This is a genomic window from Bifidobacterium cuniculi (genome assembly GCF_000741575.1).
Lineage (GTDB): Bacteria > Actinomycetota > Actinomycetes > Actinomycetales > Bifidobacteriaceae > Bifidobacterium > Bifidobacterium cuniculi.
The window spans coordinates 32738-58413 of sequence record NZ_JGYV01000007.1 but is presented as its reverse complement, the minus strand read 5'-3'; the positions used below and the strand labels follow the sequence as shown (position 1 = coordinate 58413).

Sequence of the window (25676 nt, the reverse complement as noted above, 5' to 3'; positions counted from 1 at the left end):
CTCAGTGACTCGTAACCCATAGTTCTCAAGAATAAATGAAATCAAGACAACTCATGAACCGTTTCACTCGGCGTGTCGGACAAAAACCGACACACGAAACCCTTCGGCGTGTCGTCCGGCAGGAGGCTGTACGACTCATGGTCGCGCCACCGGCCGTGGATGTACATGTACTCGCGGCGCACCCCCTCGTAGCGGGCGCCGAGCTTCTCCACCACGCGCCGCGAACGTTGGTTTTCCGGTAATATGTCGATTTCCAGGCGGTGCAGCCGCGGGCCGTGAGGGTCGTGCAGCGCCCAGTCGGCCAGCATCGCCACGGCCAGCGGCGTCAAGCCCTGGCCGGCGTGGCCCTGATCGACCCAGTAACCGACGATGCCGCTGCGCATCGCCCCGCGGAACACCGCGCCCAGCGAAATCTGTCCCACGATGCGGCCGTCGAGTTCCATGAGCAGGACCAGGGAGTTGCCGAGCCGTTCGTCGCGCCGCTGCATGCCGATCCACTGCCGGAAAGTGACCAGGGAACGGCGCATGGGGTCGTTGGACTCCCACGGGTCGAGCCACACGGCGTTGCGTGAGCGCACCTGATCCCACTCGAACTCGTCGCCCGTGCGCATGCTGCGCAGCACCAGCGGCGGCGCACCGGCGGGCGCGGCCAGCCGCATCGACGAGGGGAAGGCGTCGGTTCCGGCGCCGCGCAGGGCATCGCGCAGGGATTGCAAAACAGACACGTGTCTGTTGTACCACAGCGCGGTCGGCTGCGGACAACGCGAGGCTGGCAGCGATCAGGCCAGGTCGGCGGGCGGCGAGGCGTGGTCGTGGCGAAGGCGGTCGCCGGGCAGGACGGTGACCGCCCTTGACGGCATGCGGGCTATGATGGGCTGCCATGAGCAGCGATACGTCTTCCCCTGAACCTGCCGAAACCGCCGCAGCCTCCAAGCGTGTGCTGCGCCATGCCGCCTATCCGCTGCGCCGGGCCAAGGAGGCCGCCGAACGTCTGCGGGCCGGGGAGGCGTGTACGCGGTTGCTGCGCGCACAGCCCGCCTACGTACGGGCGGCGGACATCGCCTGCTACGTCTCCATGGGAACAGAGGTCTCCACGACGCCGCTCCTGGCCGCCATGCTCGCCGACGGCAAGCGCGTGCTGGTGCCGCGGCTGGGCAGCGGCATGGAGATCGGCTGGAGCGCACTGGAAGGCGAGGGGGCGCTCGATGCGCTGCGGGCCGTCGACTCCCCGCATCTGCGCCCCGACGAACCAGACCTGCCGGTGCTGGGGCCCGAGGCACTCGCCGACTGTACGCTGGTGGTGCTGCCCGCGCTCGCCGTGGACGGCCGGGGCATCCGCCTGGGCCGTGGCGGCGGCTGGTACGACCGCGCGCTGAGGTGGCGCGCACCGGAAGCCGAACTGGTGGCGCTGGTGTGGCCGTGGGAGTTCGATGCGCGGCGCGACCTGCCTCACGGGGCACATGACGTACCGGTGGACGCCGTGCTCACCCCGGACGCCTTCATCGGGCTGGGCGACGATAAGTCGTGACGCGAACTAGGATGTTGTGACAGCAGAGTCATGGGTTTTCATTCGTAAGGTAAAAGGAGCGAGCATGCCTGTCTATCACTACCGCTGCAAGAACTGCGGCTATGACTTCACCGAGCACCAGTCCTTCGACGACGAGCCGATCACCGTATGCCCCAAGTGCACCGAACCCACCGTGCGCAAGGTCTACTCCGCCGTCCCCGTCACCTTCAAGGGCTCCGGCTTCTACCGCACGGACAAGTAGCGCTCATATATATCCATGACGACCCATGAGAAAGGCATGATGCCATGGGCATAACCCGGGGCGTCCGACCACATGTGCCTGCCGCGCTTGCCTTGGAGGCAGCCTTACGCCGATGATGGCACCATGATCGACATCCACACCTTGCTCCATGGGCCGCCCGGATTGGCGGGACGGCGCCGCCAATGGCAGCTGCGGCGCGCCTTGGCGGCGCTGCTCGCGGGCATCGCGACCTGGTGCGCCCTCCAATGCGTCATGGCGACCGTACGCACCCGGCCGGCGCTCGTCGCCGCCCATACGTTGCAGCCGGGCGACGCCATCGACGCCGACGACGTCACGGTGCTCGACATGCCTGACCACGCCGCCCTTGACGCCGTCCTGCACGAACCGGCCCAGGCCACCGGCTCCTTGGCGGCCGTCGAGATCGGCGCCGGGGACCTCCTGACACCGGCCCTCCTGGGCGACGTCCCCGCCGTGCCGCCCGGCCACACCGTCATCGACGTGCGCCTCGGCGAACTGCAGCACCCCTTCGCCCTGGGCACCAAGGTCCGGCTGACCGCCGCCGTCGGCTGCGACTCCCCCACCGCCCAAGGCTGCACCGTCAGCGACGACGCCATGGTCATGGGCACTGCCGCCCAGGACGGGCTCATCGCCATGGCCATGCCCGCCGCGGACGCCATGCGCACCCTCGACGTACAGGCCCAGGCGCCCATCATCGCCGTGCGCGCACCCTGAGAAACGCGCAGGGCCGCCACCCCGCACGGGGATGACGGCCCTGGAAACGGAAAAGGAACGGGAGGCTCAACCGCGTTCGCTGAAGACGCCCCAGTGCGGGGGCAGCTCCCCCAGGATGCGCCGGTCGTCGTCGGCTGACCGCTGCTCGCGGGTCAGCTCGTCGGCGGCCTCCTTCTTCACGCCGTCCGCATCGAAGCGTTCCGTGCCGGCACGCTCCACGCGCCGGTGCGTGCGCGGCACGCGACGGTTCGGGTCGTACGCCTCACTCATCGCTGTTCCTTGGCCAGCTCGTCCATGATCGCGGCCACGCGGTCGACTTCCTTCTCCGGGTTGACGAAGGCGGCCACGCTCCAGATGGTCATGACCGACCATCCCAGGGACTCCATGTCCTGCTGGAGGCGGCGGTGACGCTCACGCGTGGACTGGATGCCCATGAACTGCGCATCGTCGGTGAACACGGCCAGCTGGTACGGCTTGTCCTTGCGGCCCACGACCATCGGCAGGCGCACACCCTTGGCGTAGCCGTAATCGACGGCCACGGTCAGGCCGCGCTCGCGGATGCGGTTGGCCAGGTCGGCGAGCAGCACGTTGTGCGTGTCGTGGTGCTCCTCGGGCTCCGGCGTGCGCTCGTTGCCCAGGCGCGTGGCCCACTGCAGGATCGTCTTGAGCATCTTCGGGCCCTCGTGGTGCAGACGGTCGTCGTCGAGGTCGTCGGGTCCGAAGGCGCTGACGATGTCGATGCTGCGGTCCGCCAGGGCGAGCGCGTCGAGCAGCATGCCGCGGCCGGCGTCGTCCTCGATGGCGCCGAACTGCTGCAGCAGGCGGCCGTGGGAGGTCTTCGCGTAGCTCATGGAGATGATGGCGTCGGTGGCGTGCGCGCCGGCGACGTCGGTGATGTCCACGATGCGTACGTGGCGCAGGAAGCGCGCCATGTACTCGTCCTTGCCGGCGAGCGACTTGAGTTCGGCGCCCAGGCGGATGCGGAAGGTGTTCGTCATGCACACCACGGTGAGCAGGTAGGTGGAGGGGATGATGCGGAAGGTCCTGGCCCGGTTCATGATGAGCGAGACGACCTGTTCGATCTCCTGCTGGCTGCTTTCCACCAGCCCGGTGGGCATGTAGGGCACGCCGGTGCCCTCGATCTGATGGAAGGCGACCGTACCCTGCACGCCTTGGCGGGCCGGGTCGTGGCTGACGTCGCCGTAGCCGTGGCGTTCCAGGAACTCGCCGACGCGCGGGTCACGGCGCGAGGGGTGCGGTGCGGCGTGGATGGCGGGCAGCATGTCGATGAGCTCGGCGACGGAGGCGCTGGTGACGGTCTGGCGGTGCGAGAGGACGACCACCTGGCGCGCACGACACAGGATGCTCAGCAGGAGCACCGGTTCGAGGTGTGCGGCGGCGTCCACGATGACCACGTCGGCGATGGGCGTCGGCTTGGTGACGGATGCCAGCGTGGCGGGGCTGGAGAGCAGCACCGGCTTGGCTGCGGAAAGGATCTCCGGATGGTCGTGGTGGATGCGGCTCAGCGAGATGCCGTTGGTGCCGGCGAGCACCGTGTGGAGCATGTTCGCTTCCTGGGTACGGGCGAACAGCAGGTCGCACAGGCGCCGCATGGACTCCTGCATGATCATGGGACCGACGGAGCGCACGTGCTCGGTGTCGACCTGGATGAAGCGGTCGGAGGCGTTCTGCAGCGCGGAGCCGTCCTGGTTGGAGATGATGGCCGAGGAGTGCACGATGTCCTCGAAGACGGTCGTCCACCAGGAGAGCCTGAGCTCGTTGCCCACGGCGTCGGTGGCCACGTGACGCGCGTGCAGGTCGTTGACGAGGGCGCCGAGGCCCGCCTGGTCGAGTTCGCGTTCGAGCGTGGCGCGCTCGGGCAGCGTGTCGAGGGCCTTGCGGTCCTCGTAGAGTGCCTTGAGCCGTGCCTCGACCTCGTTGAAGTCGATGGCCTGCAGGTCGCCGCCGGCCGGCGTGGTGGACAGCACCGCGTCGAGGGCGGTCATGTTGCCCATGAGCTCGTCCTGCGTGGCGACGATGTCGTCGAGCTTGGGCGGCAGCACCGGCCAGCCGCCGTGGGGCACGAACTGGCGCCACTGCTCGGCCTGGCGCTGCACCACCATGAGCGCGGCGTGCAGGTCCTCGACCTGCGCGCCGGGGCGCAGCAGGCCCTTGGCTTCCTTGACCTGGCGACGGCGGTCCCAGAAGCCCATGGAGGCGTCGCCCTTCTTGCGGTCGGACTTGGGCTGGGTCGCCTCGATCATGGCGTCGATGTCACGTTCGAAGATCTCGGGCTGGAAGACGTCGAGCACGCGCCGCAGGTTCTTGAGCACCGTCACCTGGCGTCCCCACTCCTGAGCGGTGGCGGGCACGGAGAAGCCGCAGGTCTTCGCGGTGGACGCCACCTGTTCGCGGGTGGCGGGCAGCAGCTTCTGCAGCAGGTCGACCACGCGCTGGTATGCGTCGATGGCTTCGTCCTCGCTATAGATGGAGGCACGGTACCAGGCGGTGTCGTCGGGGTCGACGGTGTACTCGCCCAGTTCGCCGGCGCGTTCGAGCTTGCGTTCCCAGTCGTCCAGCGACTTGCCGATCTTGCGTGCCACGTCGTTGGACAGGCGCACACGCGTGGCCGGGTGGGTGGGCAGTTCCGCGATGCTCGCCAGGTTCTGGATGGTCTGGTAGGCGGAGACGCCCCAGGTCTGGTTCACGCCGTGCAGGTCGCCCAGGTAGCGCGTCAGGCGCGAACGCACGCCCACGAGTTCGTCGGCGAGCTGGTCGAAGTGCGAGGCGGCGGTGCCTGGCTGGTAGCCGACGGCGCTGATGAGCTGGTGGTCGAGGGCGGCGTTGGCGTTGGGGTCGGCCACGTCGAGCAGCTGCTCGCCCAGCTCGCTGGCGCGCATGAGGTTGGTGAAGCGTCGCTTCTGGTCGGCCACGCAGGGCACGTAGAGCACGGAGCGGCCGGCCATCACGCAGCGCGAGGCGATGGCGGCGGCCTGTTCGGCGGTGTCGGTGTCCTGGGAGCCGTCGACGAAGATGGAGTGGCCGGCGGCCGCCATGTTGGCGGCGTAGCGCACGGTGTTGTCGACGTCGCCGACCTCGTACTCGGCGTGCGGATCGCCGTCGAAGGGGCTGAACTCGGGCATCTTCTGGTCCCGCAGCGTCTCCCTGGCCTCGCGGTAGCCGGCGAGCGCGTCGAGCATGACGTTGCCGCTGGGGCCGGAGGCGAGGTGTTCGATGAGCATCTGGCTTTCCACGAGCACCTGGGTGGAGGGGTCCATGAAGCAGCCGAGCACGATCTGGCGTTCGATGGAGAAGTCGGGGAAGACCTGCTGGGCGGCCTTGGTGATGGCGGCGAAGACGGCGGCGGTCTCGGGGGTGCCGCTGGCGTAGTTGGAGCCGTCGAAGAGCTGGCGTTCGTCGAGGCGCACGCCGTGTTCGCGCATGACGGACAGGAAGGAGGCGTTGAGGCGCACGTGGCCGGTGAAGCTGATGGAGGTGTGCTGTTCGACGGGGTTGCCGTCGCGCACGACTTCCACCGGGTAGAGCAGGACGGGCATCATGCTGCCGCGCCAGGTGGCGACGCCGACGACGAGGGAGAGTTCCGCGACGCCGCCGATGCGCTTCTTGGCGTTCTGGTCGTCGATGACGCGTTCGACGTGGCGGGTGGCGGCGCGCAGCATGCCGTTGTCCCGGAAGAGGGAATGCAGGGGTGCGCTGCCGCGTGCGAAGAGCTGTGCGATGCCCGAGGGGTGGGCATGGGTCAGGTCGAGCTTGGCGGTCAGTTGGCTGACGTCCTCGAGCGGCGAGGGCATGAGGTTCGCCTTGAAGGCGTCACGCCACGACCGCAGTTCGTTGATGGCGTCGTTGTTCCGTTCCACGGTCTCGGTCATCTGTGTGCTCACTTCCCTGTTGCCTTCCGGTAATCCTCATAGCCGGGGTTGCGGTCCAAGGCCGCGTCGATGTCGTCGTCGCCCTGGGCGGCGAGCCATGCGTAGAGGTCGTCGTAGAGTGCGGGGTTCATGGCGAGGAACGGCAGGAGCTCGTTGTGGGTCGCCATTTCGAATTGCTGTGCGAAGTCGTCGGAGCGGCGGGCGTCCTCGGAGGTGAAGCCGCCGGCCTCGACGAGGGGTTCCTTGGGCTCGAAGTCGCCCTTGGCCACGCGTTCGAAGACGGAGCCGGGTTCGAAGGCGGGCGTGAAGGCCTGCGTCTCTTCGAGCGGCGCCGGCTCCTGTGCGGGGCGCTGGAAGCGTGCGTGGTCCGCGGACACGACCGGTTCCTGCGCGCCGGGGGTGGTGGCCAGGGAGGTCTCCAGCACGTCGAGCTGCAGGGCGGCGTGCTGCCGGCTCAGCGCAGACATGGGCACGGCGTCGGGCAGGTCCTGCGGGGTGACGGCAACGTCGGAATCGGTGGCGGAGACGGTCGGCGAGACGACGTTCGCCATGCCGGCTGCCGGCGCCGACGAGGCGTCGGAGGCCGCGGGCTGCTGGGGCTGCTGCACCGGCTGGACGGCCGGCGTCGGCTGCGCTGCCGGCATGGCCGTGCTCGCGGGGTCGTGGAAGCGGGCGAGCTCCTCGACGCGGATGAGGCGGTCGCCGGTACGGTGGTCGGCGTGGCGCGGGCCGCTGTACTGCTTGGGGACGAACTCCTCCTTCTTGACGGCCGGTTCGGCGATCTTGCCGGTGGCCACGTCGTGCGCGTCGGCGAACAGGTCGCGCGGCGCGGCCTCGTCGCGCGGGGCGTCGTCGTCCAGGTTCGCGGGGTTGATCGGCTGCACGAAGGGCACGAAGGTCTGCTGCTCGGCCTCGCGCAGCTCGCTGGCGCGGGCACGCACGTGGCCTGCGTCGAAGATGTCGGTCGGCTCGCCGGCGCGCAGGTTGAGGATGTCGTCCACGGACATGTCGCCGTTGGCGTCGTGGTCGGCGGGGGCGCTGTCGACGGCGTAGTCGAAGAGATTGGCCACAGGCTGCTCGTCATGCTGCGGGTTCTCGTCGATGAACCGGATGAAGTCGACGGGCACGTCGCCGAACTGCAGGCGCACGGTGTCGTCGGTCATGGCGAAGTCGGAGCCGGAGTCCAGGCGCACCAGCTCGTTGCCGGGGCGCACCAGGTAAGTGCCGTTGGTGGAGCCCAGATCGCGCAGGATGGCGTCGCCGGTGGTCTTCACCGAGAACTGCGCGTGCCGCTTCGACATGGACCGGGTGTCGTCGAGGATCTCGATGCGCCGGATGCCCTCGTCGGGCACCGGTCGCAGCGGCTTGCGGCCGATCTGCACGGTCTGTCCGGCCTCCACGCTGGTCAGATCGGATCCATCGACGCGGATCATCCACTTCGTAGCCGTCTGCTGATCTCCGCTCACCGTCGGGACCTCCCTTTCACCGAATGCTCCTGCGATGCCCAATGCCGTGCCCGCATCATGCCGTGCTCGTGCAACGCGCACACGATGCCATTGTACGCGTGGACGGCGCCCAAACCACCGATTCTACACGCTTGGGCCGCGTTTTATCGCACATGGCGTGACCGTCCGGACCGCACGGCGCCCCATACGACGACATCCCTGCCGCGGAATCCTCCGCGGCAGGGATGTCTGGCGTTCATGACGCAAGCATGATGTGCGGCTTCAGGCCGCCGTCATTACTTGAGCTCGACGGTGGCGCCGGCTTCCTCGAGGGCAGCCTTGGCCTTCTCGGCGTCTTCCTTCTTGGCGTGCTCGAGAACCGGCTTCGGAGCGCCGTCCACGAGGGCCTTGGCCTCGGCGAGGCCCAGGGAGGTGATGCCGCGCACGGCCTTGATGACCTGGATCTTCTTGTCGCCAACGGCGGAGAGGATGACGTCGAACTCGTCCTTCTCCTCCTCGGCCGGGGCAGCGCCCGGGGCGGCGACGGCGGCCATGGCGACCGGGGCGGAGGCCTCGACGTCGAACTTCTCCTCGAAGGCCTTGACGAACTCGGAGAGCTCGACGAGGGTCATCTCACCGAAAGCTTCGAGCAGCTCATCCTGGGTGAACTTAGCCATTATGGCTTCCTTTCATTCATGGCGCGCAAGGCTTCCCGCACGCCAACAATTTCTTGGGTTTTTCCGGCTATTCATTGCTATGCGGCGAACCGCAGGGCAATCAGGCGGCCTTCTCCTGCTTCTCGCGCAGGGCGTCGACCGTGCGGACGGCCTTCGTCGGCAGCGCGTTGAACAGGCGGGCGGCCTTGGACATGGTGCCCTTGAGCGCGCCGGCCATCTCGGCAAGCAGTTCCGGACGGGACTTGAGGTCTGCGAGCTGCTTGGTGCCCTCTTCGTCGTAGACGGTGCCGTCGGCATAGCCACCCTTGACGATGAGGTTCTTGTTGGTCTTGGCGAAGTCACGCAGCACCTTGGCGGCTTCGATGAAGTCACCACTCACGAAGACAACGGCGGTCGGGCCGGCGAGCGCGTCGTCGAGACCCTCGATGCCGGCTTCCTTCGCGGCAATGCGGAACAGCGTGTTCTTAGCCACAGTGTAGGAAGTATCGCGGCCTAGCTTTTCGCGCAGATCGGAGATCTGCGGAACGGTAAGCCCGCGGTACTCGGTCAGGTAGACAGCGTCAGCGTTACGGAAATCCTCCGTAAGCCGGGCGACCACCGCTTCCTTTTCGGGCCTCTTCATGGCGTTCCTTCCTAAGTCGGCCATTGGCTTGGAGCGCGGACGCCATAATAAAAAAGCCCTGCGCACAGGCAGAGCGTCACCGGACACATGCGTGTCCCTTCAACTGCAACCTGCGCTGGCCTGGCGAACCAAGCTTCGGAAGGCCTTGCGACCCTCAACCAACGGTCTGTGGTTTACAAGAGGAAGATAGTACGCAGCCGCGCGGACATGCCCGACCCGGCGTGTCGGTTCTTTGGCCATATGGCGAATCCCCGCAGCGGCCGCACTCCCGCGGCCCTACAATCGAGCCAACGCGGATGGCGACACACGCTATTGCGAATCATTCTCAACATGTGGTAGCATCATCTTATTGAGAACCATTCTTATTAACTCTCGTCCCGTCGCAGTCCGCCATGCACGGCATGCAACTGCATAGAAGGAACACAAGGAACACCATGAAGAAACTACTCACCACGCTTGCCACGGCCCTCACCGCGGTCGGCCTCCTGGCCGCCGTCAGCGCCTGCGGCTCGGGCACCGCCTCGTCCGACGCATCCACCGGCTCCTCCTCGGACAAGGTGATCACCGTCATCGCCTCCTCCAACCAGTGGGGCTCCCTCGCCAAGCAGCTCGGCGGCGAGTACGTGGACGTCACCTCCATCCTCAACAACACCAGCACCGAGGCGCACGACTACGAGCCGACCAGCAACGACATCTCGAAGATCCAGCACGCCGAGGTCGCCATCGTCAACGGCGCCGGCTACGACGAGTGGGCGTCCAAGGCGGCCGAGCAGTCCAAGGCGATCGTCATCGACGCCGCCAGCGAGGGCGGCAAGCAGGACGGCGACAACCCGCACGTGTGGTTCTCCGCCGAGGTGCGCACGAAGACCGCGGACGCTATCACCGCCGCCTACGAGAAGCTGCAGCCCGGCCACAAGGCCGAGTTCGAGAAGCTCAACGAGCAGTGGAACGCCGAGGAGAAGGCCCTCGATGAGGAGCTCTCCGAGATCGCCAAGGCCGACGGCGGCGACAAGGCGAAGTACGCCGCCACCGAGTCCGTGGCCGAGTACCTGGCTGAGGACATGGACTTCGAGGACGTGACGCCCACCGGCTACAAGCAGGCCGCCGCCAACGAGAGCGAGCCGACCGCAAGCGACATCAAGCAGTTCACCGACTTGCTCAAGAAGGGCGACCTGCAGATGCTCATCGTGAACACCCAGGAGCCCAGCTCGATGACCGACCAGCTCATCGCGGCCGCCGACTCCGGCAACGTGCCCGTCGTGGACGTGACCGAGCAGATGCCTGAGCAGTACAAGAGCCTGCACGAGTGGCTGAAGGCCATCGCCGACCAGGTGAAGGCGACCGAGTAGTAAGAAATCGTTCGTTTTTCTGAACAGAATCTAGGAGCCTCCCCCGCGTCCGGACGCGGGGGAGGCTCCTAGATTCTGTTCAGAAAAACGAACGATTTCTCATGCGATTGCTACAGAATCGCCATGCACACGAAATCGATGATGAACAGCGCGGAGACGATCCACACGATCGGGTGGATCTCGCCGGCCTTCTTCTTGCAGACCTTGACGATGCAGTAGGTGATGAAGCCCGCGGCGATGCCGTAGGAGATGGAGTAGGCCAGCGCCATGAAGACGGAGGCGAAGAAGGCGGGGATGGCCTCGGAGATCTCGTCCCACTGGACTTCCTTGAGGGAGGCGGCCATCATGCAGCCGACCACCACGAGCACGCCGGCGGTGGCGGCGGACGGCACCGCGGAGACGACCGGGGCGAAGAAGATCGACAGCGCGAAGCAGCAGGAGACAATCACGGAGGTCAGGCCGGTGCGGCCGCCGGCGGCGATGCCCGCGGAGGACTCCACGTAGGTGGTGGTGTTCGAGGTGCCGAAGATGGCGCCGATGGAGGTGGCGATGGAGTCGGCGAACAGGGCCTTGTCCATCTTCGTCTTGAAGCCGGAGCCGCTCTCCGCGGACTCCTCGTCCGCCTTGGAGAAGATGCCGGTGCGCCGGCCGGTGCCAATGAAGGTGCCCAGCGTGTCGAAGACGTCGGACATGGAGAAAGCGAAGATGGTCACCAGGACCAGTGGCAGCTTGGCCGGGTTGGAGAACAGCGAGCCGAAGCCCTCGGAACTGAACAGGGCGCCGAAGGTCTGCGGCAGCTGGCCGAAGGCCTCGCCGATGGAGATGGAGTTGTTCATGGTGGTCAGGCCCATGGGGATGCCGATGACCGTGGTGATGACGATGGCCAGCAGCATACCGCCCTTGACCTTGAGCACCGTGAAGACGATGACCAGCAGCAGGCCGATGAGGAAGAGCCACAACGTGGGGCTGTTCAGTGTCGCCATGCTGGGCACGCCGCTGTCGAAGGAGACGAAGCCGACGTTGAGCATGCCGACATAGGCGACGAACAGGCCGATGCCGCCGCCGATGGCATGCTGGAGCGCCTCGGGGATGGCGCGGATGATCATCTGACGCACCTTGGTAACGGTGATGAGGATGTTGACCAGGCCGCACAGGAACACCATGGCCAGTGCTTCCTGCCACGTGAACTTGAGGCCGATGCAGACAGTGTAGGCGAAGAAGGCGTTGAGACCCATGCCCGGTGCAAGCGCGTAGGGCACGTTGGCGAACAGGCCCATGATGAGCGTACCGACGATGGACGCGATGATGGTGGCGAGGAATACGCCGCCCCATGGCATGCCGACGCCGTCACCCGAAAGAATCGAGGGGTTGACGATGATGATGTAGGACATTGCGAAGAATGTCGTCAGACCCGCCATGAACTCGGTCGAGACTGAAGTGCCATTCTCCTTCAAATGGAAGAACTTCTCCATAGGAAAACCTGTTTTTCTTCTCGTGGTAACTCTTCTGCTGAAGTCCCCGCAGGAACACGGGAACCAGAGGGAATGTAGCACAGGTTTGTATGGGGAATGTTGCACGGTGTGTTGTGCGTTTTTGTGATTTTCCCAGGTGGCGCGAACCAATCCCAAGCCCAGGACGGAACAACCCAGACCTACCCGAAATGCCCCGACACGTACCGCTCGGCTTCCACGTTCTGCGGGTTGTTGAACATGGTGGTGGTGTCGGCGAAGTACTCCAGGTGGCCGGGCTTGCCCACGGCCTGCAGGTTGAAGAAGGCGGTGTAGTCGGCGATGCGGGCGGCCTGCTGCATGTTGTGGGTCACGATCACGATCGTGTAGTCCTGCTTGAGCTCGTTGATGAGGTCCTCCACGGCCAGGGTGGAGATCGGGTCGAGCGCGGAGCAGGGTTCGTCCATGAGCAGCACCTGCGGGTGCACGGCCACGGCGCGCGCGATGCACAGGCGCTGCTGCTGGCCGCCGGACAGGCCGATGCCGGGCACGTCGAGGCGGTCCTTCACCTCGTTCCACAGGTTCGCGCCGCGCAGTGCCCACTCCACCAGGTCGTCGGCGTCCGACTTGGCGATCCGGCGGTTGTTGAGCGTCACGCCGGCCAGCACGTTCTGGCGGATCGACATGGTCGGGAAGGGGTTGGGCCGCTGGAAGACCATGCCCACGTCGCGGCGCACCGCCACCGGGTCGACGTCCTTGCCGTACAGGTTCTGGCCTTCGAGCAGCACCTCGCCAGTGCAGTGCGCGCCGGGGGTGAGCTCATGCATGCGGTCGAGCGTGCGCAGCACCGTCGACTTGCCGCAGCCGGACGGGCCGATGAAGGCGGTGACCTTGTTCGCCTGGATCTCGAGGTTGACGTCCTCGACCGCCAGGAAGCTGCCGTAGTAGATGTTCAGATGCTTGATGTCGATTCGCTGTCCCATGGACTTCTCCTGGTTTCACTTCTTCTTCGGCGCCAGGACGCGCGCGACGACCCGGCCGATGACGTTGAGGATGAGCACGATGATGATGAGCACGAGCGCCGCGGACCAGGCTCGCTCCATCGGGATGGATGTCACGCATCCGTCCGAGGCGTCCGCCGGACAGTTCGCACGGTACTTCGAGTACTCCTGGTACACGTACACGGGCAGCGTGGTCATCTGCCCGGAGAACAGATTGGCGTTGGTGGACACGATGTAGCCGGCGGTCATGAGCAGCGGCGCGGTCTCGCCGATGACGCGGGCGATGGCGAGGATGGCGCCGGAGACGATGCCCGGCAGGGCGGTGCGCAGCACGACCTTGGTGATGGTGCGCTGCTTGGTGACGCCCAGCGCGAGGGAGGCCTCGCGCAGGTCGTTGGGCACGATCTTGAGCATCTCCTCGGTCGTCTTGACGACGGTGGGCAGCATGAGCAGGCTCAGCGCCACGGATCCCTCGAAGCCGTTGAGGGTGCCCGGGCCCGCCAGGAGCGCGAACATGGAGAAGGCGAAGAGGCCGGCGACGATGGACGGGATGCCGCTCATGACGTCCACGAGTAGGTGGATGGCGTCCGCCAGGCGCGACTTGCCCGCGTACTCGATGAGGTACACCGCGCACAGCACGCCCACGGGGATGGAGATGACCATGGCGCCCAGGGTGATCTCCAGGGTGCCGATGACGGCGTGCAGGATGCCGCCGTAGCCGCCGGAGGGCGTGGGATTGCCGCCGATGACGTTGGTCATGTTGTGGCTCAGGAAGTCCCAGTTGAGGCGCCTGAAGCCGCGCGCCAGGGTCGTCCACAGCACGGAGACCAGCGGGATGCAGGCGATTGCGAAGGCCAGGACGATGAGCACGCGCATGAACAGGTCCTTGCGCTTGCGGGCCGCCACGTGGGAGCGGGTGGGCTTGAACTTGTCGAAGTCGATGACGGGGGCCTCGTCGGCGGCCCGGGCGGGTGCCGCACTCCCCCGGCCGACGGGGGTGCCCGTGTTCTGCTGGCTTGGGCTGTTCACTTCTTCACGCTCGCTTTCGACGTGATCCGGCGCGCCGCCAGGTTCACCAGGAAGGTGATGACGAAGAGGACGAGGCCTGTGCCGATGAGCACGGAGACGCCCAGCGCGTTGGCTTCTGGGTACTGTGCGGCGATGTTCGCCGCGATGGTCTGGTTCTGCGAGGCCTGCAGCAGGTGGATGGAGTAGCGCATGCCCGGCGCGAGGATCATGAGCACCGCCATGGTTTCGCCGAGGGCGCGGCCCAGGCCGAGCATGGAGGCGGAGATGACGCCGGAGCGGCCGAAGGGCAGCACGGCGAGCTTGATCATCTCCCACTTGGTGGCGCCCAGGCCCAGCGCCGCCTCCTCAAGCAGCTTGGGGGTCTGCTGGAAGATGTCGCGTGCCATGGAGGTGATGATCGGCAGGATCATGATCGCCAGCACCAGCGCCACCGTGGCCACGGTGCGCGGCGGGTTGGCGGCGGGGCCGGAGAACAGCGGGATCCAGCCGAGAGTCTCGGCCACCCAGTTCCAGAAGGGGTAGATGGAGGGCACAAGCACCAGGCCGCCCCACAGGCCGTAGATTACGGAGGGGATGGCGGCGAGCAGGTCCACCACGCCGGAGAGCACGGTGGCCAGTTTCTTCGGTGCGTAGTGCGAGATGAACAGCGCGATGCCGATGGACACGAAGAAGGCGATGACCAGGGCGAGCGCGGCGACGAGCACGGTGCCGAAGAACAGCGGGCCGACGTAGCTCCAGAAGTTGGTGGAGCGTCCGCCGGTGAAGCTGGCGATGGTCTCGGAGACGTCCGCCTGGTTGCCGCCGATGAGCGGCCAGGCCTGCACGAGCAGGAAGACGGCGACGGCCGCCAGGACGACGAGGATGAGGATGCCGCAGGCGTAGGCGACGCCGCGGAAGACGCCGTCGGCCTTCTTGCCGCTGACGGGTTCATGGAGCGTACTGCTCATGTCACTCTCCCTCCGGGGCGATCTTGGAGACGGACGCCTGCACGAGGGAGGCGATGTTGTCGGGCAGGGGTGCCGAGCCGGTGGCGCGCATGGCCTGCTCCTGGCCGTCGTCGGAGACGACGTAGCCGAGGAAGGCCTTGGCGAAGCGTGCCGTGTCCGCGTCGGCGTAGACGGGACAGGCGATGTCGTAGGAGACCAGCACGATCGGGTAGGCGCCTTCCGTGGTGGTCGTGTGGTTGATGTCGAGCACTACGCGGTTGCTGCCGGCGGACTCCTCCTCGAGGGTGGAGTCGGCGACCGCCAGGGAGGCGGCTTCGGCGGAGATGCGCGTGTAGGAGTCGCCGACCTTGATGTCGACGGTGCCCAGGTCGCCGACCTGCGAGAAGTCGGCGTAGCCGATGGTGCCGTTGGCCTGGTCGATGGTGCTGATCACGCCGGAGGTGCCCTTGGCGCCCTGGCCGACGTCGTTGGGCCAGTTCTCCTCGGTGGCGTACTTCCACTCCTTGGGGGCGGCGGCCTTGAGGTATTCGACGAAGTTGAGGGTGGTGCCGGACTTGTCGGAGCGGTGTACGACGGTGATGGGCAGGTCGGGCAGCTTGAGGTCCGGGTTGAGCGCGGCGATCGCCCGGTCGTTCCAGTTGGTGATCTTCCCGTCGAAGATGCGGGCGAGCACGGAGACGTCCATGCGGATATGCGTGTCGCCCTCGAGGCCCTCCACGTGGTAGACCACGGCCAGCGGGGAGATGTAGACGGGCACGTCGAAGGCTTCCTTGCCGGCGCAGACCTGCGTGGATTCCTTCACCTGGTCGTCGGAGAGCGGCCGGTCGGAGCCCGCCCAGACGGTAGCGCCGGTGAGGAAGGTGGTGACGCCCGCGCCGGAGCCGGAGGGGTTGTAGGAGATCTTCGCGTCGGGGTTCTTCTTCTGGAATCCCGCGATCCACGCCTCCACGGCGCTCTGCTGGGAGGAGGCACCGGCGCCGGCGAAGCTGCCGGCGATGGAGGAGGCGTCGCGGGTGGGTGTCTCGTTGGGGTCGACGTTGTCGCCGCACGCGGCCAGTGCCGCCGCCATGGCGGTGGCGCAGAGCGCGGCGAGCAGGCGCCGGGGGACCTTGGGGTGCATGGGACGGCCTTTCGTGTCTTTCCTGTCGTGCGGTCAGTGCCTCACATGCGCCGCAGCATGGTCACGACCAGCTTGGCGGCGGTGTCGGCGTATTCGGAGATGTCGAACTCGCGGAACTCCTCGTAGTCGGTGTCCGTGTTGTCGCTCATCGCGCGGATGACGAGCGCGGGCAGGTCGTTGCGGGCGGCGACGTGCGCGACGGCGGCGCCTTCCATCTCCACGGCGTCGGCGCCGGTCTCGCGCACGATCTTCGCGGACAGTTCGGGCGTGTCCACGAAGTAGTTGCCGGTGGCGATGGTGCCGGTGACGTGGGTGATGCCCATGTCGTCGAGCGCGGCCTCGGCGAGCGCGACCAGCGCGGGGTCGGAGTGGAACTCCTCGGTGCCGGGCTTCCACTGGCCCACCAGGCGCATGTCGGTGTCCAGGTAGCGCAGGGTGCCGCCGAGGACGACGTCGTTGACGTGCAACGCGGGGTTGAGGTTGCCGGCGATGCCGGAGAAGAGGACGGCGTCGGGCGCGGCCAGGTCGATCAGGAACTGCGTGGTGGCGGCGGCGTTGACCGTGCCCATGCCGCCGACGGCGACGGCGACGTGCAGGGTGTCGCCGGCGTCGGTGGCCAGCGTGCCGCGGATCACGTCGAGGGAGGCGCGGCGGACGTGTTCGACGTCGTCGCAGGCCTCGGCGATGTGCGCGGCCTCCTCCTCGAGCGCGGTGATGATGACGATGCTGCGTGTGCTCATGGGGCGTTCCTTTCGGGTCAGTTCCAGCGGCGGGTGCGGACGGCTTCGGCCAGTTCGAATAGCAGCCGCTCGGTCTCGGGCCAGCCGATGCAGCGGTCGGTGATCGACTGCCCGTAGGTCAGCTGCGCCAGGGGTGCGGCCGGCTGGTTGCCCGCCTCGATGAAGCTTTCCATCATGATGCCGGTGATGCCGGGTTCGCCGGCGGCGACGCGCGCGGCGACGTCGCGCACGACGGCGGCCTGCTGCACCTCGTCCTTGCCGGAGTTGCCGTGCGAGCAGTCGATGACGACGCCGTGGCCGGCGGCGGTGTCCTCCCCCAGCTGGCCGCGGACCGTGCGCACGGCGTCAGCCACGGAGGCGGCATCGTAGTTCGGTCCGGACGACGAGCCGCGCAGCACCACGTGGCAGTCGGGGTTGCCGAGGGTCTCCACGGCGCTGGCGCGACCCTGGTGGTCGACGCCGAAGAAGGTGTGGCGTTGCGAGGCGGCCACGCAGCTGTTGACGGCGCCCTGCACGGAGCCGTCGGTGGCGTTCTTGAAGCCGATGGGCATGCTCATGCCGCTGGCCAGCTGGCGGTGCACCTGGCTTTCCGTGTTGCGCGCGCCGATGGCGCCCCAGCTGACGGCGTCGGCGATGTACTGCGGGCTGGTCGGCTCGAGGAACTCGGTGGCGGCGGCCACGCCGGCGCCGAGCACGTCGAGCAGGGTGCGGCGTGCGAGCAGCAGGCCTTTCTGCAGGTGGTGGGAGCCGTCGATGTCGGGGTCGTTGATCAGGCCCTTCCAGCCGACGGTGGAGCGCGGCTTCTCGAAGTAGACGCGCATGACGATGAGCAGCTCGTCCTCGACCTGCTTCATGACGCGCACGAGGCGGCGCGCGTAGTCGAGCGCGGCGGCTGGGTCGTGCACGGAGCAGGGGCCGACGATCACCAGCAGGCGGTCGTCCTGCCCGTACAGGCAGCCGCGCACCTCGTCGCGCGAGGAGGCGACGACCTCCTGGCCGTGCGCGTCCAGCGGCAGGCTCTGCAGGACCTCGGCGGGCGTGGGCAGTGGGTCGAGTTCCATGATGCGCCGGTTGATGATGCGTTCGACGCCCACCTGGTCCTCCCAGCGCGGCAGCCGCTCGCCCAGTTCCGTGAAGGGGTTGCCGCCCTCGTCGATCACGCGGTGCACCTCGTGCATCTGCGCACGGGTGTAGGTGCGCGGGACGCCTTGCTCGATGGCCTGGCGAACCTCGGGGCTGATGCCCCTGACGGATTGGTTGGTCTCGTTCATGCGAATCGTCGGCTCCTTGCTGTCTCCACGCCCCACCATACCAACAGGCCGTGCGGGCGCCTCCCCCCGCGGCGGGCGGCACGTGTCGCCATGCGAGGGGACGCCTGGCGACGCGGGCCGTCGGCGCGGACGTAACCTGCCGTTTACCTTACCATCCTGCGCGGTGGCTGTCATGATTGCGGGCACAGGGCTTCGAACATCATCTGCACGAAGGCCTCCTGGCCGAGGGCGTTGGGGTGGATGCCGTCGTCATACAGGTAGTCGGGGTGCGCCCTGGACAGGCCCGCCCAGTCGATCACCCCCACGTTGGCGTGGCTTTTCGCCTCCTGGAGGAACAGCTGGTTGTTGCCCTCCACCCAGTCGACGGGCGCGCGCGTGGTCAGGAAGTACAGGGGGCGGCCCTGCGCGGCGTCGATGACCTGCGCGACCTGGTCGGCGGTGGCGGCGCCGTTCGTGCCCAGCGCGTAGACGATGACCTGCGGGTCCTCCCCCGCGGCGATCGCCTGCTGCATGATCGGCAGGCCGTCGCCGAACTGGCGGCTGACCGCGCCGTCGACGTGCGCGTTCGGGAAGTGCTCACGCATGACGTCGGTGACGCCGGCGGTCACCGAGTCGCCGACCATGAGCAGCTTCACGTTGCACGTCTCCTTGGCGGCGTCGCACTGCCAGCGGCCCGGGTCGAGGTTGTCGGGCACGACGAGCGCCTTGACCAGCGGCTTGGGAGACGTCGGCTTGGTGGGTGCGGAGGCGCTCGGGCTGGGCGTGGGGCTGGCGGTCGGCTTCGGCTTCGGCGTAGCCTTGAGCTTGGCCAGCGCCTGTTCGCGCGTCATCTGCAGTTCAGGGCGCAGGGTGCGCGCGCGGCTGTCGGCGACCTGCTGCCAGGGCAGCGGCAGCACCAGCAGGAAGGCGATGAGCGCGCCGACGCCGGAGATCACCCATGCGCTGCGGCGCAGGGAATGCGAGCGTTCCAGGCCGTCGCGGCGGGCGATCCACGGCAGCCAGCGCGTGCCGTGCATCGCCTCGACCAGCTGGAAGAGGATCTCGGCGGCCACGAGAATGAGCAGGAACTGGCCGAGCCATTCGTACCAGGGGATTTGCCGGGTGCGGGTGGCAGGGTTCATCACCTCGAGCAGCGGGTAGTGCACCAGGTAGATGGAGAAGGAGCGAGAGCCGAGATACTGCAGGGGGCGGCAGCCCATGACGCGCGCGTAGACGCCGGGCTGCATGCCGCACCACAGCAGCGTCGCGGTCAGCAAGGCGAAGAGCAGCAGGCCGCCGTGGTAGAGCCATCCGTCGGTGCCGCGCGCGGCGACCATGGCGATGACGAAGACGAGGGTGATGGCGGCGGCGAGCGCGCTGACGGCCGTGTCGGTGCCCACGTCGAGCTCGCGGCCCCTGACCTGCAGTCGGCGGCGCCAGTGCGGCGCCTGCAGGCCGACCTTGGACTGCGGGTCGTGGTCGGTGAGCACGGCCAGCAGTGCGCCGACGAGCAGTTCGGCGGCGCGGGTGTCGAGGCCGTAGTAGATGCGCGAGACGTCCTGGCCGGGCCGGTACAGCAGCGCCATCTCCACGGTGGAGGCGACGATGAGGGCCACGAGGATGGCCGCGCGCGCCTTCCTGCTGTGCGCCACGCGGCAGACGAGGGCGAAGAGCAGCGGCCACAGCAGGTAGAACTGCATGATCAGGCTGGTGTACCACAGGTGGGTCAGCGGCGAGGGCAGGCCGGAGGTCTCGAAGTAGGACTGGTGGCGGAAGATGAACCACCAGTTGCTGTAGAAGAGCGCGCTGGGCATGGTGTCGGCGCGCGCCTTCATGAGCAGCATGGGGGAGGCGGCCCAGGCGAGGACGGCCACGAATCCGATGGTGGTGAGCACCGCCGGCCAGATGCGCTTGGCGCGGCCCTTGAGGAAGGTGGCGTAGCGGAAGCCGCCGCCGGAGAACAGGCGCAGCATGCTGCGGGTCAGGAAGAAGCCGGAGACGACGAAGAACAGGGTGACGCCCAGGAAGCCGCCCGCCAGCATGGAGGGACGGGTGTGGTAGGCGACGACGCCGATGATGGCGAGCGCGCGCAGGCCGTCGACGGCGCGGATGTGGGTGAAGGTGCGCGGGCGGGACGGCACGTCGGACGGTATGCGGGCACCGCTCTCCACGGTTCGTGGCACGGGAGCCTCCCCAGGGTGGAATGTGGTCGTGGACAGTGTCCCCATCATAGACCGACGGCATGCTTCGCGCCGTCGGGGAAAACCTAGCGCAGGCCGCGGCGTGTCGCGACGGCGTCGGCGAGTTCGCGCAGCACCTGTTCGGTGCGGTCCCACGGCACGCAGGCGTCGGTGACGGACTGGCCGTAGGTGAGCGTGTCGAGGGGGCCGGGGTCCTGGTGGCCGGCCACGAGGAAGCTTTCCATCATGATGCCCAGGATGCCTTCCTCGCCGGCGGCGATGCGGCCGGCGATGTCCTCGACGACCTCGGCCTCGACGACCTCGTCCTTGCCGCAGTTGCCGTGGGCGGCGTCGATGACCAGGCCGTGGTTGGACGGGCCTTCGGCGTGCGACGTCTTGAGGTCGCGCAGTGCCTCGGCCACGGAGACGGGGTCGTAGTTGGGGCCGTGGTTGGAGCCGCGCAGCACCAGGTGGCAGTCGGGGTTGCCCTTGGTCTCGGCGGCGATGACCTGGCCGTCGAGGTTGATGGACAGGAAGTGATGTTCGAAGCTGGCGGTGTAGCAGGAGTCGGCGGCAGGCTTGACGGAGCCGTCGGTGGCGTTCTTGAAGCCGATCGGCATGCTCATGCCGCTGGCCAGTTCGCGGTGCACCTGGCTTTCCGTGTTGCGCGCGCCGATCGCGCCCCAGCTGACCAGGTCGCACAGGTACTGCGGGGTGATGGGGTCGAGCCATTCGGTGGCGGTGGGCAGGCCGAGGTCCAGTACATCGGCGAGCACCTTGCGCGCCAGCCACATGCCCTTGCGGATGTCGAAGCGGCCGTTGAGGTCGGGGTCGTTGATCAGGCCCTTCCAGCCGATGGTGGTGCGCGGCTTGGCGAAGTAGACACGCATGACGATGAGCAGGCGGTCCTTGAGTTCCTCGCTGAGTACCGCCAGGCGCGTGGCGTAGTCGTGCGCCGCCTTGGGGTCGTGGATGGAGCAGGGGCCGACGATGGCGAGCAGGCGGTCGTCGCGGCCGTGCAGGATGTCGCGGATCTGCTGGCGCGAGGAGAGCACCAGGTCGCTCATGGCCCGGGTCAGCGGCAGTTCCTTGATGAAGTGACGCGGCGCCGGGATGGGGTCGAGCTGACGGATGTTGACGTCGACGGTCTCCGGCACCACCGCATGCTCGTCGAGCATGGCATCCTGGGAACTGTCGGGACCGCGGAACGTGGTCATGGTATCCTCCTCGTCTGTCGGCAACGGGTTCCCATACTAAGGCAGCCCATGGCCCCCTGCAAGGAACCTCTCGTTTTTCCCACTCCCCTCCCGTTAAAGCGGGCACCCGGATGGGGCGGAACACGAATTAAAGCGGGCACCGGGTCGAAGAACTCCGTTTCTTCGACCCGGTGCCCGCTTTAATTCGTGTTCCGCCCCATCCGGGTGCCCGCTTTAACGACTGCGACTCACTTACTTGAGGGGGCTCAGTCGGCCAGGGCGCCCATCGGGTCCCAGGCGGGGAGCATGGTGGCGGGCTCGTCCAGGGCCTCGCGGTACTCCTCGGGGAGCATCGCCTTGGGGACGGCCACCTCGAAGACGTACTGGTCGAACCAGTCGTCGCCCATGGTGAAGTAGCCCTTGTCGGCGATGTTGGTGCCCCAGGAGTTCTCGACGCGCCAGCGGTCGGTGGTGTGGCCGTCGTCCTCCACGTCCACGCCCACGAAGGCCATGGCGTGGTTCATGGCGGAATCGGCGAAGCGCACGCGCTGCTCCTTGTCCATGTCGAAGTCCACGCCGTACACCTTGCCGTACTCGAACAGGTCGGTGGCCCACTCGCCGGAGGCGCGGTCCATCATCGGGTGGCAGTCGGCGCCGAACCACACGGGGATGCCCTGCTGGACAAGGATGCGGCGCACGCAGTCCTTCATGAACTCGATCGGTACGTTGAGGTACTCGGTCGGCGTGCCGCCGGCCACGTTGCCCAGGTGCTCGATGCCGATCTTGGTGCCCTTGGCGTGTTCGCGGCGCGGATCGTCGACGAGGCACACGTAGCTTTCCAGGTCGGCGTCGCCCACGTAGCGGTTCCAGAACTCGACGGGCGTGATCTCGCCGACGCGGTGGAACTCGCCCTCGGCGTCCGTCCATTCCCAGTGGAAGGACTTCGGCGGCTCGCCCAGGTGGATGGTGAGCATGCGGTGGCCCGCCTCGACGGTGTCGGCCACGATCCGGTCGATGCGCTCCGGCTCGGCCTCCATGTGCGCGACGGCGGTGTGCAGCAGGCGGCGCAGCTGCGTGTTCATCTCGCCGGTGTTCTTCGAGGACTCGGTCTCCGGGTAGAGGTCCTTCGGCACGGCGCCGTACTTGCGGTAGATGTTCATCGCCATCGTCCACTGGCCGCCGTCGCCCATCACGTCGTGCAGCAGATGCTGGAAGAGCCGCGAGTCGACGGGCTCGCCGGCGCGCACCAGCGCCGCCATGTCCTGCATGAAGTAGTTGACGCGTTCGAGCTTGTCGTAGTACATGGCATAGTTCTGCGAGAACTCGAAGTCCTTGATGTTCATGGCGCGCTTGGCCACGAATCGGGCCACGTTCAGGGAGCTGAACAGCCAGCAGCGGCCGGAGCGGTCCTGGTGGGTGGCCTCGCCGTTGTCCACGACGGTGGAGAAGCGGCGCTGCAGTTGGCGGGCGCGGTCGTAGTTGTGGGCCACCTTGTCGATGCCCGCCGCGGTGACGGCGTTCATCGCCATGTGGTTGGACTGATTGGCGTCGAAGTCCTGGCGCAGGGCCTCGAGGCGATCGGCACTCAGCGCGGTGATGTCGGTCATGATCCTCCTCTTGTGTTCTCTTGCCTCTGGTTTGGTTTGGTTGGTATGCCCGCGCATTGTCGCCGCCCGTGAGAAATTGTTCATTTTCCCGAACAAAATCTAGGGGATGTGGGCTGCTTGCGCAGCCCGCCCCTAGATTTTGTTCGGGAAAATGAACAATTTCTCACGGGCGGCGACAATGCGGGCCCGGCCATCCGACCGGGCGCCGGGCAAAGCATCAATCGGCGATGCGGGTGTCGTCCATGTCGCCGTCCTCCTGGACGATCGGCTGGTTGTCGTCGGTGTCGAAGGACTGGGCGGCCTCGCCGTCGCGGTCGATGGGCTCGGTGGTCTCCTCGCCCTGGTGTGCGTCGTCGGACTGCGCGGACTGGCCGTCGTCGCCCTGCCCGTCGTCCTGCTCGGCGACCGCGGTCTCGGTGACGTCGGTGATCACGACGGTGTCCTCGGCTGCGTCGGCCTCGGCGTCCGCATCGTTGGACGGCAGCGCGGCCATGGACGGCGCCGGCGGCACGATCGGCTTGCGTGGCTCGGACTCGTCGATGAGCACGGGGCGGTCCGCGGCCTCGTCGTGCTGGTTGTCGGCCTCGACGAAGGCGTTCATCACGCTCATCGTGTCCGTGGAGTGCGCGTTGCCGGAGCCGAAGCTGAAACCGGCGAAGGCGTTGGCGAACATGGCGCGCAGTTCGGAGACGCGCTGCGTGATGTCCGCCTCGCGCTTCTGCAGCTCGCCGATGCGCTTGTGCAGGCCGTCGAGCTCTGTCTGCGCGGCCTTGCGGCGCTCCTCGACCTGCGCGGCGGCCTCCTCGCTGGCCTTCTTGACGATCTGCACGGCCTCCTGGTCGGCCTGCGCGCGCTTGTCGCCGGCGTAGGCGTCGGCGTCCTCGCGTACCTGCTTGGCCTGGGCGATGGTGGCCTCAGCCTCCTCCTTGGCCTGCTGGCGGCGCTCCTCGAGGTGGGCCAGCAGCTCGGAGACTTTCTTGGTGGCCTCGTCCTGCTGGGCGGCGATGTCGGCGCGGATCTGCTCGACCTCGGCGTTGACCTGGCTCATGGTCTGCGTGCGGCTGACCTCGGCGCTGTCGGTGATCTCCTGGGCGTGCGCCTTGGCGTTGTCGGTGATCTCGCTGGCCTTGCGCTGCGCCTCGGTCATGAGCTTGGACACCTGTTCGCGCACGTCCGCGAGCTTCTTGTTCGCGTCGGACAAGGCGCGCTCGATCTGGTCGTTCGTCTCGCTCTTGAGGCGCGTGATCTCCTCGTTGGCGGTCTTGCGCTGCTCGGCGATGGTGCGGGCCGCCTCCGCCTGGTGCTCGGCCAGTTCACGCTCCTGGGTGGCGCGTTCGGAGGCGAGGCGCTTGTTGTGCTCCTCGCGCGAGTTGGTCAGCTCGAGGTCGAGGGTCTGGCGCTGCTCGGTGACGGTCTTCGCGGTGGAGGCGCGCAGCTGGGAGGCTTCCTGCTGGGCGCTGGTGACGATGGTCTGCGCCTCGTTCTGCGCGTTCTTGAGCATGGTGTCGGCCTTGGCCTGCGCGTCGTCCACGAGATGCTGCGCGTCGAGCTTGGCGTTGTTGATGAGCGTCTGCGACTGGCTTTGCGCCTCGATGCGCGCGGACGCCGCGTCCTTCTTGGCGCGCTCGAGCAGCTCCGTGCTGGTCTGCTCGGCGGAGGCCAGCATCTGCTGGGCGTTGGCGCCGAGGGACGCGAAGGAGTTGTCGGTATGCGCCTTGCGGTTCTTCTCCTCCTGCAGCTGCGCCTGCAGCTGCAGGATGTTGTCGTCACCTGCCTTGATCTGTTCGCGCAGGCGGTCAATCGTCTGCTGGGCCGCCATCATCGCCTCATCGACGCGCTCCTTGTCATAGCCTCGGAGCACCACCGGGAACCGCTCAACCATCAGTCTTTCCTTTCGAAAGGGTCACACCATGCGTGCGCCGCGCGCCCACGGACCGTGCGGCCCGCGGGCACCGGTGCCGCCATGCCTATGATTCTACGCGCGCGCCTTCTCTTCCCTCGCCAGCAGAATGTCACCGGAGGCGGGAGCCAGGAAATAGTGTGCCGATTCGCGCACCACGTCGCGCAGGGCCACGACCTGCTGGTCGAGGGTCAGCCCGAAGGCGGGGTGCGGTTCGTCGTTGACGGCGGGCAGGTTGACGAAGCCGGTCATGGCGCGTTCCTGCGCGGCCGCCCACGCCTGCAGCCGGTAGAACAGCGCATTGCACACGAACACGCCGGCGTCCGAGCTCAGGGAGGCGGGGATGTCGTCGTGGGCGAAGGCGTTGAGAATCGCGCGCAGCGGCAGGCCCGTCCAGTATGCGGCCGGGCCGCTGTCGCTCACGAAGGCGCGCCGGGGCACCACGTTGTCAGCGTCGGGCCGCGTGGTGTCCTTCGCGTTGACCGCGCAGCGTTCCAAGAGGATGCCGCGGGCGTTGCTCTTCAGGCCGGTCGCGATGACGATGTCCGGGTGGACGCCGGCCAGCGTGTCGGCGAGGACCGGCCACGCCTTGCCGAAGCTGACGGGCATGTGCACGGCGTGGATGTCCAGCTGCACGTCGTGCAGCGGGTCGTCCCCGCCGAGGGACGGCACGCCCTCGGCGGCGAGCGTGTCTGGCACGATGAGCGCAGGGTTGGCCTCGACGCCCTCGTAGGGGTCGAAGCCGGAGATGACGACGGTCAGGGAACGCATGGC

The 25676-nt window shown here is 67.4% G+C and carries 22 protein-coding genes; 4 read left to right on the top strand and 18 right to left on the bottom strand.

The window, feature by feature from the left end; translation table 11 throughout:
* Window positions 1-41: 41 nt before the first annotated feature.
* The gene (locus tag BCUN_RS05240; protein WP_033514984.1) at window positions 42-725 is read right to left on the bottom strand and encodes a GNAT family N-acetyltransferase; all 684 of its coding nucleotides are present in this window, start codon (window positions 723-725) and stop codon (window positions 42-44) included.
* A gap of 155 nt (window positions 726-880) precedes the next feature.
* Here BCUN_RS05240 and BCUN_RS05235 point away from each other — a divergent pair, with 155 nt between their 5' ends.
* From BCUN_RS05235 to BCUN_RS05225, 3 genes are all read left to right on the top strand, one after another.
* Window positions 881-1528, top strand: coding sequence for a 5-formyltetrahydrofolate cyclo-ligase (locus BCUN_RS05235; RefSeq protein ID WP_033514981.1), 648 nt, complete (start codon window positions 881-883; stop codon window positions 1526-1528).
* A gap of 64 nt (window positions 1529-1592) precedes the next feature.
* Window positions 1593-1769 (top strand): FmdB family zinc ribbon protein, encoded by a 177-nt coding sequence (locus BCUN_RS05230; RefSeq protein ID WP_033514979.1) that lies wholly within the window; start codon window positions 1593-1595, stop codon window positions 1767-1769.
* A 123-nt stretch (window positions 1770-1892) separates the two neighbouring features.
* Window positions 1893-2501 carry an SAF domain-containing protein gene (locus BCUN_RS05225; protein ID WP_051920829.1) on the top strand — a complete coding sequence of 203 codons (609 nt, stop codon included), beginning with the start codon at window positions 1893-1895 and terminating at the stop codon, window positions 2499-2501.
* A gap of 66 nt (window positions 2502-2567) precedes the next feature.
* On the opposite strand, the gene BCUN_RS05220 is transcribed toward BCUN_RS05225, so the two are convergent.
* The 5 genes from BCUN_RS05220 to rplJ all read right to left on the bottom strand — a co-directional run bounded on the left by BCUN_RS05220 (window position 2568) and on the right by rplJ (window position 9135).
* The gene (locus BCUN_RS05220; protein WP_033514978.1) at window positions 2568-2771 is read right to left on the bottom strand and encodes a hypothetical protein; all 204 of its coding nucleotides are present in this window, start codon (window positions 2769-2771) and stop codon (window positions 2568-2570) included.
* Window positions 2768-6391 carry a helicase gene (locus BCUN_RS05215; RefSeq protein WP_033514975.1) on the bottom strand — a complete coding sequence of 1208 codons (3624 nt, stop codon included), beginning with the start codon at window positions 6389-6391 and terminating at the stop codon, window positions 2768-2770. Before BCUN_RS05215 ends, BCUN_RS05220 begins: the two co-directional genes overlap by 4 nt.
* Before the next feature lie 8 nt (window positions 6392-6399).
* A complete protein-coding gene (locus tag BCUN_RS05210; RefSeq protein ID WP_033514973.1) occupies window positions 6400-7857 on the bottom strand; it encodes an FHA domain-containing protein in 1458 nt (485 codons plus the stop codon).
* A 275-nt stretch (window positions 7858-8132) separates the two neighbouring features.
* A complete protein-coding gene (gene rplL, locus BCUN_RS05205) occupies window positions 8133-8513 on the bottom strand; it encodes a 50S ribosomal protein L7/L12 (RefSeq protein ID WP_033514971.1) in 381 nt (126 codons plus the stop codon).
* A gap of 100 nt (window positions 8514-8613) precedes the next feature.
* Complete coding sequence (gene rplJ, locus BCUN_RS05200; RefSeq protein ID WP_033514969.1) at window positions 8614-9135, bottom strand: 50S ribosomal protein L10; 522 nt, start codon at window positions 9133-9135, stop codon at window positions 8614-8616.
* A gap of 434 nt (window positions 9136-9569) precedes the next feature.
* Between rplJ and BCUN_RS05195 the strand changes: the two genes are divergently transcribed.
* A complete protein-coding gene (locus BCUN_RS05195) occupies window positions 9570-10484 on the top strand; it encodes a metal ABC transporter solute-binding protein, Zn/Mn family (RefSeq protein ID WP_033514967.1) in 915 nt (304 codons plus the stop codon).
* A 110-nt stretch (window positions 10485-10594) separates the two neighbouring features.
* Here the strand turns inward: BCUN_RS05195 and BCUN_RS05190 are convergent, their stop codons facing one another.
* The 12 genes from BCUN_RS05190 to BCUN_RS05135 all read right to left on the bottom strand — a co-directional run bounded on the left by BCUN_RS05190 (window position 10595) and on the right by BCUN_RS05135 (window position 25673).
* Entirely contained in the window at window positions 10595-11956 is a 1362-nt protein-coding gene (locus BCUN_RS05190; protein WP_033514965.1) for an NCS2 family permease, read from the bottom strand.
* A 179-nt stretch (window positions 11957-12135) separates the two neighbouring features.
* Window positions 12136-12915, bottom strand: a complete 780-nt coding sequence (gene pstB / locus BCUN_RS05185) for a phosphate ABC transporter ATP-binding protein PstB (protein ID WP_033514963.1) — start codon at window positions 12913-12915, stop codon at window positions 12136-12138.
* A gap of 15 nt (window positions 12916-12930) precedes the next feature.
* Window positions 12931-13875: a phosphate ABC transporter permease PstA gene (gene pstA, locus BCUN_RS05180; protein WP_051920843.1), complete on the bottom strand. Its 945-nt coding sequence runs from the start codon at window positions 13873-13875 to the stop codon at window positions 12931-12933.
* 83 nt (window positions 13876-13958) lie between these two features.
* Complete coding sequence (gene pstC, locus BCUN_RS05175; protein WP_033514961.1) at window positions 13959-14909, bottom strand: phosphate ABC transporter permease subunit PstC; 951 nt, start codon at window positions 14907-14909, stop codon at window positions 13959-13961.
* A 1-nt stretch (window position 14910) separates the two neighbouring features.
* Complete coding sequence (pstS, locus tag BCUN_RS05170) at window positions 14911-16029, bottom strand: phosphate ABC transporter substrate-binding protein PstS (protein WP_033514959.1); 1119 nt, start codon at window positions 16027-16029, stop codon at window positions 14911-14913.
* A gap of 41 nt (window positions 16030-16070) precedes the next feature.
* Window positions 16071-16769, bottom strand: a complete 699-nt coding sequence (gene mtnN / locus BCUN_RS05165) for a 5'-methylthioadenosine/S-adenosylhomocysteine nucleosidase (RefSeq protein WP_033514957.1) — start codon at window positions 16767-16769, stop codon at window positions 16071-16073.
* Window positions 16770-16786: 17 nt separating this feature from the next.
* Window positions 16787-18040, bottom strand: a complete 1254-nt coding sequence (locus tag BCUN_RS05160) for a 3-deoxy-7-phosphoheptulonate synthase (RefSeq protein ID WP_033514955.1) — start codon at window positions 18038-18040, stop codon at window positions 16787-16789.
* Window positions 18041-18210: 170 nt separating this feature from the next.
* The gene (locus BCUN_RS05155) at window positions 18211-20202 is read right to left on the bottom strand and encodes an acyltransferase family protein (RefSeq protein WP_162178414.1); all 1992 of its coding nucleotides are present in this window, start codon (window positions 20200-20202) and stop codon (window positions 18211-18213) included.
* 83 nt (window positions 20203-20285) lie between these two features.
* The gene (locus tag BCUN_RS05150; RefSeq protein ID WP_033514951.1) at window positions 20286-21416 is read right to left on the bottom strand and encodes a 3-deoxy-7-phosphoheptulonate synthase; all 1131 of its coding nucleotides are present in this window, start codon (window positions 21414-21416) and stop codon (window positions 20286-20288) included.
* 245 nt (window positions 21417-21661) lie between these two features.
* Window positions 21662-23002, bottom strand: coding sequence for a C1 family peptidase (locus BCUN_RS05145; protein WP_033514949.1), 1341 nt, complete (start codon window positions 23000-23002; stop codon window positions 21662-21664).
* Between the two features lie 217 nt (window positions 23003-23219).
* Window positions 23220-24884: a coiled-coil domain-containing protein gene (locus tag BCUN_RS05140; protein ID WP_051920825.1), complete on the bottom strand. Its 1665-nt coding sequence runs from the start codon at window positions 24882-24884 to the stop codon at window positions 23220-23222.
* A 93-nt stretch (window positions 24885-24977) separates the two neighbouring features.
* Window positions 24978-25673 carry a pyroglutamyl-peptidase I gene (locus tag BCUN_RS05135; RefSeq protein ID WP_033514947.1) on the bottom strand — a complete coding sequence of 232 codons (696 nt, stop codon included), beginning with the start codon at window positions 25671-25673 and terminating at the stop codon, window positions 24978-24980.
* Between the last annotated feature and the right edge of the window lie 3 nt (window positions 25674-25676).